General features: G+C 39.5%; 13 protein-coding genes, 3 tRNA genes and 1 riboswitch. Of the genes, 10 read left to right on the forward strand and 6 right to left on the reverse strand.

Annotated features, from left to right (window positions below; genetic code table 11):
- Positions 1–158 precede the first annotated feature (158 nt).
- From ABYK33_RS08795 to ABYK33_RS08805, 3 genes are all read left to right on the forward strand, one after another.
- Positions 159–1,892, forward strand: a complete 1,734-nt coding sequence (locus ABYK33_RS08795) for a copper resistance system multicopper oxidase (RefSeq protein WP_373032770.1) — start codon at positions 159–161, stop codon at positions 1,890–1,892.
- A 10-nt stretch (positions 1,893–1,902) separates the two neighbouring features.
- Positions 1,903–2,586: a copper resistance protein B gene (locus tag ABYK33_RS08800; RefSeq protein WP_373032771.1), complete on the forward strand. Its 684-nt coding sequence runs from the start codon at positions 1,903–1,905 to the stop codon at positions 2,584–2,586.
- Positions 2,587–2,851: 265 nt separating this feature from the next.
- On the forward strand, positions 2,852–3,481 hold the full coding sequence (locus tag ABYK33_RS08805) for a DUF1104 domain-containing protein (protein ID WP_373032772.1): 630 nt from the start codon (positions 2,852–2,854) through the stop codon (positions 3,479–3,481).
- 115 nt (positions 3,482–3,596) lie between these two features.
- Here ABYK33_RS08805 and ABYK33_RS08810 read toward each other — a convergent pair whose 3' ends face one another.
- The 5 genes from ABYK33_RS08810 to ABYK33_RS08830 form a co-directional block, all read right to left on the reverse strand.
- Entirely contained in the window at positions 3,597–4,337 is a 741-nt protein-coding gene (locus ABYK33_RS08810; RefSeq protein WP_373032773.1) for a ferredoxin-thioredoxin reductase catalytic domain-containing protein, read from the reverse strand.
- Positions 4,337–4,852, reverse strand: a complete 516-nt coding sequence (locus ABYK33_RS08815; RefSeq protein WP_373032774.1) for a hypothetical protein — start codon at positions 4,850–4,852, stop codon at positions 4,337–4,339. Before ABYK33_RS08815 ends, ABYK33_RS08810 begins: the two co-directional genes overlap by 1 nt.
- A gap of 110 nt (positions 4,853–4,962) precedes the next feature.
- Positions 4,963–5,331 (reverse strand): hypothetical protein, encoded by a 369-nt coding sequence (locus ABYK33_RS08820; protein WP_373032775.1) that lies wholly within the window; start codon positions 5,329–5,331, stop codon positions 4,963–4,965.
- 15 nt (positions 5,332–5,346) lie between these two features.
- Positions 5,347–5,784, reverse strand: coding sequence for a DoxX family protein (locus ABYK33_RS08825; protein ID WP_373032776.1), 438 nt, complete (start codon positions 5,782–5,784; stop codon positions 5,347–5,349).
- Between the two features lie 142 nt (positions 5,785–5,926).
- On the reverse strand, positions 5,927–6,094 hold the full coding sequence (locus ABYK33_RS08830; protein WP_373032777.1) for a hypothetical protein: 168 nt from the start codon (positions 6,092–6,094) through the stop codon (positions 5,927–5,929).
- 333 nt (positions 6,095–6,427) lie between these two features.
- On the opposite strand from ABYK33_RS08830, the gene ABYK33_RS08835 reads away from it, so the two are divergent.
- From ABYK33_RS08835 to ABYK33_RS08850, 4 genes are all read left to right on the forward strand, one after another.
- Positions 6,428–6,928 (forward strand): gluconate 2-dehydrogenase subunit 3 family protein, encoded by a 501-nt coding sequence (locus ABYK33_RS08835; RefSeq protein ID WP_373032778.1) that lies wholly within the window; start codon positions 6,428–6,430, stop codon positions 6,926–6,928.
- Complete coding sequence (locus tag ABYK33_RS08840) at positions 6,925–8,604, forward strand: GMC family oxidoreductase (protein ID WP_373032779.1); 1,680 nt, start codon at positions 6,925–6,927, stop codon at positions 8,602–8,604. Before ABYK33_RS08835 ends, ABYK33_RS08840 begins: the two co-directional genes overlap by 4 nt.
- 69 nt (positions 8,605–8,673) lie before the next feature.
- Positions 8,674–8,749: riboswitch (cyclic di-GMP riboswitch) on the forward strand.
- 185 nt (positions 8,750–8,934) lie between these two features.
- A complete protein-coding gene (locus ABYK33_RS08845; RefSeq protein WP_373032781.1) occupies positions 8,935–9,873 on the forward strand; it encodes a LysM peptidoglycan-binding domain-containing protein in 939 nt (312 codons plus the stop codon).
- Positions 9,874–10,013: 140 nt separating this feature from the next.
- Positions 10,014–10,241, forward strand: coding sequence for a hypothetical protein (locus tag ABYK33_RS08850; protein WP_373032782.1), 228 nt, complete (start codon positions 10,014–10,016; stop codon positions 10,239–10,241).
- Between the two features lie 84 nt (positions 10,242–10,325).
- On the opposite strand, the gene ilvD is transcribed toward ABYK33_RS08850, so the two are convergent.
- Entirely contained in the window at positions 10,326–12,014 is a 1,689-nt protein-coding gene (gene ilvD / locus ABYK33_RS08855; protein ID WP_373032783.1) for a dihydroxy-acid dehydratase, read from the reverse strand.
- A 171-nt stretch (positions 12,015–12,185) separates the two neighbouring features.
- On the opposite strand from ilvD, the gene ABYK33_RS08860 reads away from it, so the two are divergent.
- The 3 genes from ABYK33_RS08860 to ABYK33_RS08870 all read left to right on the forward strand — a co-directional run bounded on the left by ABYK33_RS08860 (position 12,186) and on the right by ABYK33_RS08870 (position 12,482).
- Positions 12,186–12,260 (forward strand) — tRNA-Gly (locus tag ABYK33_RS08860).
- Positions 12,261–12,299: 39 nt separating this feature from the next.
- Positions 12,300–12,386: transfer RNA gene (locus ABYK33_RS08865), tRNA-Leu, on the forward strand.
- A 25-nt stretch (positions 12,387–12,411) separates the two neighbouring features.
- Positions 12,412–12,482: transfer RNA gene (locus ABYK33_RS08870), tRNA-Cys, on the forward strand.
- The last annotated feature ends 2 nt before the right edge of the window (positions 12,483–12,484 follow it).

Raw genomic sequence — 12,484 nt, forward strand, 5'->3', positions numbered from 1 at the left:
ATTTTTTAAAAGAAACCAATAAAAGTGAAGAGAGACACTCCTCTGCACAAGATATACTTGATAAGCGTTATGCAAATGGTGAGATAGATACACAAGAGTATGAAGAAAAATCTGATGCTCTCAAGAAAAAATAATTAAATAAAAAGGGAGGGAATACCATGCTAAGACGTACATTTGTAAAAGGTATAGCAGCATCTGCTGCACTTATGGGAGTGACTGCAACAGACGTTATGGCTAAAACAAAGTCAAAACCGATCAGAAACAGTAATATTCTTACAGGAAAGGAGTTCTTCTTAGACATTGACTATACACCCGTGAATATCACAGGAAAAAATGCTGTAGCTACTACTGTCAATGGTCAGATAGCAGGTCCCACTTTGATTTGGCAAGAAGGTGAAACGGTTACGCTGCATGTGACCAATCATTTGAAGAAAAGTTCATCTATTCACTGGCACGGTATCATTTTACCTACAGGAATGGATGGTGTGCCTGGACTTAGTTTCGACGGTATTGCGCCAGGGGAAACGTTCACCTATAAATTCAAGGTACAACAACATGGAACTTATTGGTATCACAGTCATTCAGGCTTTCAAGAGCAAACAGGGGTGTATGGTGCCATCGTCATCAAGCCTAAGAAAAAAGAGCCCTTTAAGTATGATAAAGATTATGTTGTACAACTCTCCGACTGGAGTGATGAGAAACCGACTACAATCTACAAAAAACTCAAACAGATGAGTGACTACTATAATTTCTCACAAAGAACTGTTGGTACATTCTTTAATGAAGTAAAAGAGAAAGGTTTGTCTAGTGCATTTTCTGACAGAAAGATGTGGAATGAAATGCGAATGAATGATGGTGACCTCTCAGACGTTACAGGATACTCTTATACTTTCTTAATGAATGGTAAAAACCCTGCAACCCAATTTAAAGCACTCTTTAAAAAAGGTGAAAAAATACGTCTTCGCTTTGTTAATGCAGCTGCTATGACATTCTTTGATGTGCGTATCTCTGGACTCAAAATGACAGTGGTCGCAGCCGATGGAAACCATGTCAAACCAGTAAGTATAGATGAGTTTCGTATAGGTGTAGCAGAGACTTTTGATGTTATAGTACAGCCTGTCAGCAACAAAGCCTATGCCATCTTCGCACAGAGTATCGACCGTTCAGGCTATGCAATGGGTTCACTCACACCAAAAGTTTCTATGTTGGCAAAAGCACCGAGTATGGACACTAGACCTGTACTGACACATACTGATATGGGTATGGATATGGGAAATATGGATCATGGTGGGGGCATGAAGTGCTCTTCAGCGATGAAAATGCCTAAAAGCAGTATGAAAAAATCCAAGTTTGCAGATATGGAATCACAAAGATATCCCATTACAAAACTTCCTATGAAGCGTGGCCCACATACTACTATGATGGCAATGTCACCTAAATATAGACTTGATGATCCAGGTGTAGGATTACGCAATAATGGCCGCAAGGTCCTTACCTATGCAGACCTTAAAAACAGATACTCAACACGTAAAGATAAAAAACCAGATAGAGAGATCATCTTACACCTCACGGGTAATATGGAACGCTATATGTGGTCTATCAATGGTATTAAATATGCAGATGCCAAGCCTTTAGAGTTTTATTATGGTGAACGTATTCGTATCACGTTCATAAATGATACGATGATGAACCATCCTATGCATCTACATGGTATGTGGAGTGACTTGGAAACAGGTGATGATAATCATTTGGTAAGAAAACATACTATCGTTGTACAGCCAGGAGCCAAGATAAGTTATAGGGTTACTGTCGATGCCAAAGGTGCATGGGCATTTCACTGTCACATGCTTTATCACATGGCAGGTATGTTTAGAAAAGTTGTAGTGGCATAAAGGAATGATGATGAAAAAAATATTATTAAGCTTGGTTACAATTATAGGATTGGGGCAAATGGCATATGCGGACATGGAGGATGATCCATTGATCACCATGTTCCTTATGGATAGGTTTGAAGTACTGGATAATGATGAAAATACCAGAGTATGGGAAGGTAGTTTTCGAATAGGCTATGACATTAATAAACTCTATTTCTACAGTGAAGGAGAAGCAACTTCTGACGGACTGGAGACAAGTCAAAATGAATTGGTCTATTCTAGAGCTATCGCACCATTTTGGGACGCACAAATAGGGCTAGCATACGATAAAAATTCGGATGAATCTCAGACATGGGGAGAGATTTCTATTTCAGGATTAGCTCCTTACTACTTTGAGACAAGAGCTGCTTTACTTGTAAATGGAGATGGGAATGTAGGTCTTCGTTTAGATGCAGAGTACGAAGCACTACTCACTCAGAAACTCATACTCACTCCATCACTAGAAGCAGATTTCTATACAAAAGATGATCCAGAAATGAGCCTTGGTTCTGGACTTTCCTCCGTTGAAGCAGGATTACGTTTACGCTATGAATTTGTACGTGAGTTTGCACCTTATATCGGTGTTACGTGGGAAAAAACATTTGGAAATACCAGTGACTATAATCCTATAGATGAAACCAACTTAATGGTTGGTGTGAGATTTTGGTTTTAATCGGTCTCGCACTCTGCCGGTTATTCATAAAATCTTTTTTGCACACATAGTGCACATCTATCTACTATATTGTTGAATAGTGAAAAAAACCATACCGATGAGTATTATATCGTCTATCTCTATATGAATATAACGTAAAACAGTGCTTGGTATGATTGGGAATAAAAAATATAACATAGGAGGTTTAATATTATTTTTACTAAACATGTGTTGACAGGATTAACCTGCCTAAAATGATATAAATTTACAAAAAAAGGAAAAGATGATGAAATATCTATTAGCAATCGCAGCAATCACAGTTTCTCTTTGCGCAGAAAACTTTGAGCATATGAGTATGGAAAAGATGATGGGTATGCGTGGAAATGTACCTAGTGAACAACAAGCAGACTTTAGAAAAGAGATGCAAAAACGGATGCAATCAATGACACCTCAAGAGCGCCAAAAATATATGAAAAAACGTAAAAACAAAATGAATAATTGTTGCCAATGTGGAAATTGTGGCATGATGTATAATCAAAATATGATGTACAACCTTGGTTTTATGCATGGTCAAAACATGATGTATAATCACATGATGGGCAACCAAGGCATGATGAACAACCGTGGAATGATGGGTGGTCAAGGTATGATGGGCAACCAAGGCATGATGGGTGGTCAAGGTATGATGGGCAACCAAGGCATGATGGGTGGTCAAGGTATGATGGGCAACCGTGGCATGATGGGCGGTCAAGGTATGATGAACAACTGTGGCATGATGGGTGGTCAAGGCATGATGGGCAACCAAGGCATGATGGGTGGTCAAGGTATGATGGGAAACCAAGATTATAACATAACGAATGGTCAAGGTATGATGGGAAACTCTGGGATGATGATGAATAAGAAAAAGAAACAATAAAATCTATATTATAAAAGCTGAAAACCTTATAAAATATATAACTTTATAAGGTTTGAGAAGTGGGAAATTGAACTTCCTCTTATTTAAGGAAGTTCTAGATGGTGCTGGGGGGGATTTATCCTCTTTGTGTTTCTCCTGAGAAGCCGATGATCCCTGGTCTTAGATTACATACGTGTTCGAAGCCTAAACCTTTCATAGCATGTTGTACCTGGTAGCTTCTACTTCCTGAGTGACAGTATACGATGATTGGTTCTGCTTTTTTACTTGCAAGCTCTGATTCTACTTTTGCGTAGAATTGTGAAGTAGGTACAAGGACATCTGTGCCTACGATGTGACCCATTTGGAACTCCATGAACTCTCTTGTGTCTACAAGGGTAAAGTGTATCATCCCTAGGTTTTTTGCTTCTATGAGTGCTTCAAGTTCATCTCCGTCGAGCTGTTCTTCTTTGAGAAGGAACTCAGCTTGTTCTTTTGTGAGTCCTGTGGAGTGTTGGTGTACTACTTCTTCGATTTGATCGTGTATTGCTTGTGCTTTTGCATATTCAGGTGTACAGAAGATCCCGCAGTGACAGGTCCCATCTTCTGGTATCTCTTTTTCTAGCGCAGGCGTACATGGACAGATACGGTTATCTGCTGCTTTTTGTTCCTCTTTTGTTTCTCCTATGACCATAAAACAAGGACAAAATCTTTTGCCATAGATCATTTTGTTTCGAGCAAGACCCATAGCCACGCCTTCATTGACCTCTTCATTCGGGTTGGGTACAAAACCAAATTGGTTATTGACTTTGTCTACAAATGTCCATGTCTTTTCTAATTCCGCCTGAAATTCATCTGAATTCATATCTATTGGTTGCATTATATTCCTTTAGTTGTAGTATTTGATTCATTTGTCTCTAACGTTTTTGCCATCTTGTCAATCTCTTGTACAAAGATCTGCATTTTCTTTCCCCAGTCTTGAAGTAGGTCTTGGGTTTTGTTGAGATCAATATGAATATGTTGCTCATTCATTTCCACTCCCGCTTCTTTTGCTTCGATGATACCTTTTTCCATGTCATCACTGATCTTGTTTATTTGTGCAGCCATCTTTTGATTTAAATCTATAAAAAAGTCTTTTGTTTTGTTTGTATCGATCGTGATAATGCCATCATTCATATTGACACCCATCTGGGTTAGTTTAGTTTTGTTCTCTTCTGGTGACGCTTCCTGCGACTCTTTTTCTGCCTGGACTTTTTCTGCTTCAACTTCTGCACGTAGTTCCGCTTTGGCCTGCTTTGCTATTTGATTGTCATGGGAAGACTGATGATCTTTGGCTTTGTCTTCACAGCCGGTAAAAGAGAGTAATATGATAAGAGTAATAAGTAGGTGTCGCATAAGTATCCTTTGATGAATCAATAGATACATTATACAATGATTTATAAAAGAAAGATAAATCTCCCATATCTTAGATAGAGGAGATTTGAAAAAGAAGCGTTATGTGTAGATTATTCTCCACATTTTCCTTTACCACATTTACCTTTGTCTGGGGCAGGTTTTGTCTTTTTCTCCATATTCCCTCCACATCGGCCATCGCCACGCTTCATGTCTTTTTGTGAATCTCCACATCGGCCATCGCCACGCTTCATGTCTTTTTGTGAATCTCCACATCGGCCATCGCCACGCTTCATGTCTTTTTGTGAATCTCCGCACCGGCCATCGCCACGCTTCATATCTCTTTGAGAGTCTCCACATTTTCCGTCACTACCCATCATGCCTTGCTGTGAATTCCCACATTTCCCCTCTGCCGTGGCTAAAGTGAAAGATAAAGCTAATGCACCTAAAAATAATAATCCTAATTGAAGTGTCTTTTTCATCGTTTTTCCTTTTTGTTATTGCTCTTCACCAAAAAGAAGGTGGTCTAAGCTAAATTTTCCGGCTCCTAGTGAAGCAAAGAGGGCTAAAAACAACAAATAGTAAAGAGGGATCTCAAAGCCATTATCCCCTGCAGAAAAGCCATGTGTTAAATGTACGGTTGTAATGGCAACAACCATCACAACCATCAGTGGCAGTGAGATCAGTCTTGTAAAAAGACCCAAAGTCAATAACACTACACCTAACAGTTCAGTACTGGCAGCTAGGTAGGCATTCAGGGTGGGGAAGGGTATGCCTAATGTACCAAACCATTCGGCAACACTTGAAATATCTGACCACTTTTGCATGGCAGGTTCGTAAAACCCATAGGCAACAGTCAGCCTTGCCAAGAGTAAAGAAACACTTTGCCCCTTGCCTAATATATTTTTAGTGATCGGATATATGGTTTTTAGCATCTTTATCTCCTTCGGTTACTATTTGTTTGTTGTAACGAGGTAAGTATAGTATGAGAGATGTGTACTGTGTGTGTATTGAGTTAAAAAAAGAAAATGCCTCTCTTGAAAAAGAGAGGAAGCAGACAAGATGCTATTTACTGCGTCATTTACTTTCAGGTGTTGTAGGAGTTGCATCTTTTTCCATGGCTGCACCACATTTTCCTGCTTCACATTTCATAGCAGGTGTTTCCGGTTTTTTCTCTTCACCACATCCGGTAAGAGAGAGCAATGCAAAGCCAAGTAGGGCAGGAAAGAGTAGTTTTGTCATCATCATAATATCCTTTAATCATTTAGTAGAGAAGTATAACACAAATCAATATGTAGTATCTTGCTAGAGCACATATACTGTCCTCCTGCATATTTTGTACACTTATTCGCAATGCTGTCCAGTTCTGTCAATTGTTTCAGTACTACCTGCACATCCACTCAAGATACCTAGTATCAAACCAACCAATGAACTAAAAATTATTTTTTTCATATCTATCTCCTGAATTTTTAACAGTTTAAGTATAATATCTAAACCGTGTAAGGCCTGTGTAGTATGTTGCACTTAAAGTACACACAATAGTATTATGATTAAAAAAATAAATGTAAAGATATACAAATGAAAAGAAGAAAATTTCTCATACTGGGTTCCGCACTTGGGCTCTCTCCCTACATACAGGCAAAAGAGATCAGTGACTTTGAAAAAACATTTAAAAAGGTAGAATTGACACTCTCTGCTGTGCAGGAACATATGTTTCCAGAGGGGAGTAGTATGCCCTCCGCTAAATCTATGAGGGCTACACAGTTCTTGTTGGAAACCATGATGCACAAGAGTTTTGATAGAGACATCAAAGCGTTTGTTCTTGACGGGGCAAAAGAACTGGAAGATCGTGAAGAAGGACGCTTTTCGGCTATGACAGAGAAGGAGAAAGAAAAAGCTTTGCGTGCCTATGAAGAGACACATTACGGAAGTAGTTGGTTGTCACGTATCATGACATTAACGATGGAAGGACTCTTGTCTGACCCGATATATGGTTCAAATATCAAAGAAGCAGGATGGCAGGCACTCTCTTCTTATGGGGGTTTCCCAAGGCCAAAAACAAGGTATATTGAACTATGAGTGTTTATGATGTAGTGGTCATCGGTTCAGGAGCAAGTGGTGGGGCTGTGGCCTATACTTTATGTCAAGCCGGTTACAAGGTAGCGGTTCTGGAAAAAGGAAGACTCATTAAGCGTGAAGAGTTCTCTAAAGATGAATTGGCGTATAGCAGAAGAGATCTTGTCACACCTAATTTGTTTGATGAATATCACACGATAGAAGAGAAAGTAGATGGAGAATGGGTAGCTACGCCAACCTATGAGTCTGGCTGGAGTTTTTGGAATGGCAACATTGTGGGAGGATCTTCCAACTTAATGTCAGGGATGTTGCACCGTCTGCACCCGGATGATTTCAGACTGAAAAGTAAATATGGAGAGATAGAGGGTGCGAATGTTGTGGATTGGCCTATCTCTTATGACGAGATGGAACCCTACTATTCCTTAGCAGAAGAGTTGGTAGGGATATCTGGTAAAGTCGACAAACACCCTTTTGAACCACCACGAAGTCAAGCTGATTTTACACAACCCCCGACCAAAGAGAATACCGTGGTCAAACTTTTTGACAAAAGTTGTAAAGCACTTGATGTCATACCTTTGGTCACACCGAGAGCGGTGCTTTCAAAAGATATGCCTGGACGTGATGCCTGTTATTATTCAAATCTCTGTGGGAGTTATGGATGTAGCTCAGGAGCCAAAGGAAGTTCAAGAGAGGCACTTCTAAAGCCAGCACTTGCCACAGGAAACCTGACTTTACTGAGCAACACATACGTCAAGTATCTGCATACTGAAAATAAAGATGAGGTGGATCATGCTGTAGTGGTTGACACGATCACAGGTAAAGAGAGAGTGATCAAAGGAAAGATATTTGTTGTTGCTGCTCAGGCACATGAGAGTGCAAGACTTTTACTTAATTCCGCCAATGTTCATCATCCTGATGGATTAGGAAACAGTAGTGGAGAAGTGGGTAAAAACCTACTCTTCTCTGGTGGAGGTTCCGGTCAGGGAGAACTACACAAGGATAGCTTGAAGCATATAAAGTTTGAAGATCTCATGACAACAGGTCTTTTTGTCAATCGTTCAATTTTGGACTGGTATTTTATAGATCATTGGTGGGATGGGAAGTTCAAAGGCGGCTCTGTAGAGTTCATGTTCGAACATCAGAATATCATTAGCCGTGCACGCAAAAATAATTATGAAGAGGGGAAGCTCATTTGGGGTAAGAATTTGGGTGATCGTCTTGTTTCCCGCTTTACAGAGCAGAAAAGCATACGTTTTGAAGTCTTTAATGATTGGCTCCCTAATGATAACTGTTTTGTCACGTTGGACCCTACGCATAAAGACAAGTTTGGCATGCCAGTAGGGAAGCTGCGCTTGGAAGGGCACCCTCAAGATGTAAAAGTAGGTAATTATATCGCTAAGAAGTGTGAAAAAGTATTGGAAGAGATGGGGGCAAAGAACATTTACTCTGCTGTCTCTTCTACTCCGCCGCAAAACCTGGTTGCTGGAGGATGTCGTTTTGGGAATGATCCTAAAACATCAGTACTGAACAAATATTGCCGATCTCACGATGTGAAGAACCTTTATGTTGCTGATGCCAGTTTTATGCCTACAGGGGGTTCTGTGGCCTATACCTGGACCATTTATGCGAATGCATTCAGGGTGGCAGATCATATCGTCAAACAGTTACAAAAAGGCTAATATTTATATTTTTCTATAAGTTGGATTTATTTTATTTTAAATTAGGTTCTGATATTATAAAAGTAGAGATGTTGAAAAAGCTAAACCTACTGTGAAGTAGGGACAGAAAGCCATGGGTCTTAAGTAAGATCGCCAGGTTGCCGATATTATGTGTTTTATGACTACAATTATCACTCTTTCCTTCTCGTGTTTACGGCATATATGTTTAAGTTAGATTTAAATTCATGTTTATATTTGATTAATCATATGTAGTTACAATTACTATATATTTTTTAGTATGTACTTTTATAAGTTTATACTATAAAGTATCAATTCATCAGGAGAATTCATTTGAAAAGACTTTATACCCTACTGCTTACTTTGTCCCTCGCTACAGTTTCAGCCAAAGCATCTATTCCAACAGGTAAACATACGGTTAAAAAAGGTGAAACTCTTTCTGCCATTGCGCGTAAACATCATACGAGTGTTGCACAATTGAGAAAAGCCAATGGTCTCAAAAATAAGGATGTGATACAATATGGAAAGGTATTGAAAATACCAACTAATAGGTATACATCAAATACTAAAACGGATACAAATCCGGCAAAATATGTGATTAAAAAGGGAGATACCCTTTCTACAATCGCACGTAAACATCATACTACTATTACAAAACTCAAAAAAGCAAACGGCCTTAAAAATAGTGACACGATCAAAATAGGAAAAGTATTAAAGGTTCCTCAAACTAAGAAACAGATCACTTTTGTTAAAGGTAACAAAAAAGCTTCAAGTAAAAGGTTGGCAAGATCTTTTTCTAATTTAGATACGATCAGTTTAGAGAATACTAAAGTAGACAAACGTAGTACTTTCTCCTTCAGTGATATTTTTACTAATAGCAATAAAGAGAATGCAGACAAGTGTCAACGAATTACTTCTTTAGCAAAAACGAAGTTAGGTAAAAAATATGTATGGGGAGCAAGCGGAAATAAAAATACATATGATTGCTCAAGTTTTGTGAAGTATGTTTATAAAAAGCAGGGCATAGAACTTCCACGTACATCTATTATGCAGTCTAAAGTTGGAAAATATGTAAAAAGAGATGAATTGCAAAAGGGAGACCTTATTTTCTTTGATACGTCTAAAAGACGTAAAGGGTATGTAAATCATGTAGGTATATATCTAGGAGACAATAAGTTCATCCATGCAAGTTCTGCTAAAAAGAAAGTTGTTGTATCAAATTTAAGTAAGTTCTACGGACAGCGATATAAGGGTGCAAGACGTCCTTCTTAATCTTAAATCGTCTTCTTGAGGAGCAGTGTCTCCTCCATCCTTCTAATAAATTAACCCTATGTAATAATCAGGATCTTAGTAGATCCGTATGAGATAATTCAGCCAGGTCATGTCTCAATAAAAAGTGTAAAGGAATCATCATGATTGTCTGTAGAAAATGTGGCAACACAAATGTTGTTTCGAATGGCGGATGGAAACAGTGTGCAAGCTGTGGTGAAGTGCATGAGAGAGACAGCGTTATGGTAAGTAATAGAATTTCTTGCAGGCTCTTGTCTAATGAGCATAAAGATATGAATGATATTGGATCCTTGCCTCTAAAGCCGACACTTATGGGAAAACTTATATCAAGATTTCACTTGATAAAGTAAATTTCAATATTATATTTTTATGGATTCAGAGGGAGAGTATGTCAAGGCAAAGCCTTGACATGATATAGCGTTTCTATAAAATTATTATTCAGCTTCTAGTACAGCGCCAGAACTTGCATTGGTTACCAATGCTCTATATTGTCTTAACCATTTACTCTTGAGTGGTTTAACAAGTGGTTTGAAGTGGTCTCTTCTTTCTGCTATTTCTTCGAATGTAAGTTTTGCTTCCAATATGTAATTGTCTACATCAATAAAGATTTCATCACCATCCTCAAGCAGTCCGATAAGACCACCTTCTGCAGCTTCAGGACTTACATGCCCGATACTTGCTCCTCTTGTGGCACCTGAAAATCTACCATCAGTGATCAGGGCAACTTTATCTCCAAGTCCCATACCCATGATAAGACTGGTAGGGCTAAGCATCTCTTGCATACCAGGACCACCACGAGGACCTTCATAACGGATGACCACAACATCTCCGGCTTTAACTTTACCAGCTAATATACCTTCTATACACTCATCCTGCGAGTTAAAACATACCGCAGTACCAGTAAAGACTCTGTCTCCAGTGATACCGGCAGTTTTAATAACAGCACCTTGCTCTGCGAGGTTACCATAAAGGATGGCAAGTCCACCTACTTCAGAGTAAGGGTTGTCTATGGTATGGATAATATTCGTATCGAGGATCTCCGCATCTTTTACTTTTTCATAAAGTGTTTCACCTGTTACCCCTAAGTTATCAAGTAAAATATTATCACCACGTTTCATCATTTCATGCATAACGGCATTGACACCACCTGCTTTATTGATGTCCTCCATGTGTACGGTTGAGAGTGACGGAGAGATCTTTGCGATGTGAGAAACACGCTTAGAGATGGCATTGATGTCTTCAAGATTGAAATCAACTTCTGCTTCTCTGGCGATAGCAAGCATATGAAGTACTGTGTTTGAACTTCCTCCCATGGCCATATCTACAGCGAAAGCATTACGTACAGCATTTTCATTTAAAATATTTCTTATACGGTATTTTTCACGTTCGGCAGCTTCCGACTTTGCTATCTCACAGATGCGTCTGGCAGCTTTTTTGTAAAGCTCTGTTCTCTCAGGGGTCAATGCTAGAATAGTACCATTCCCTGGAAGCGCGATACCCATGGCTTCCATCAGTGTATTCATAGAGTTCGCTGTAAACATCCCCGAACAAGATCCACCACTTGGGCAGGCATTACACTCTATGTCAAGAAGTTCTTCATCCGTAATATCACCGGCCTCATGTTTCCCTACTGCTTCAAAGGCCGTAGCAAGATCGATAGGTGTACCATCTTTAGTGTAACCTTTTTCCATAGGACCCCCAGAGACAAACACTGTAGGTACATTCACACGTAATGCACCCATGATCATACCAGGAACGATCTTGTCACAGTTAGGTATAGCGATCATTGCATCAAGTTTATGCGCGTTCATAACGGTCTCTATAGAGTTTGCAATGATCTCACGACTCGGAAGAGAGTAAAGCATACCATCATGTCCCATAGCGATACCGTCATCCACACCAATAGTGTTAAATTCAAAAGGTACACAGCCATTGGCACGGATCTCCTCTTTGATCACTTCAGCAACTTTGTTAAGGAAAAAGTGTCCAGGAATGATCTCTATGAATGAGTTTGCCACACCGATAAACGGTTTTTCAAAATCTTCATCTTTTACACCGGTAGCACGTAGCAGACTTCTATGTGGAGCTCTACTAAACCCCTGTTTTATTTCGTCACTTCTCATGGAAAAGCCTTTTATATGTATTTTAACCGATTATAGCAGATGAATCTCAAAAAAAAGAGGGTAAATGACCTTTTTATCGAAGAAGTGATGTTTTTCTCTTTACATTAAAAACTATTTTGGCTATAATCGCACTCCAATTTTAAACTAATACTTTAAAAGAGGTATGGATTTGCGGGCGTAGCTCAGCGGTAGAGCATAACCTTGCCAAGGTTGGGGTCGACGGTTCGAACCCGTTCGCCCGCTCCATAAAAATTACATTTTAATGATATGAATGGTACCAATTATGCCCGGGTGGTGGAATGGTAGACACAGGGGACTTAAAATCCCCCGGTCATTGTGACCGTGCCGGTTCAAGTCCGGCTCCGGGTACCACTTCATATATCATATATTTTAGTGTGGAGCCATCGCCAAGCGGTAAGGCCGCAGCCTGCAAAGCTGCTATCCCCGGTTCAAATCCGGGTGGCTCCTCC

This window comes from Sulfurovum sp., assembly GCF_041562805.1.
Taxonomy (GTDB): Bacteria; Campylobacterota; Campylobacteria; order Campylobacterales; family Sulfurovaceae; genus Sulfurovum.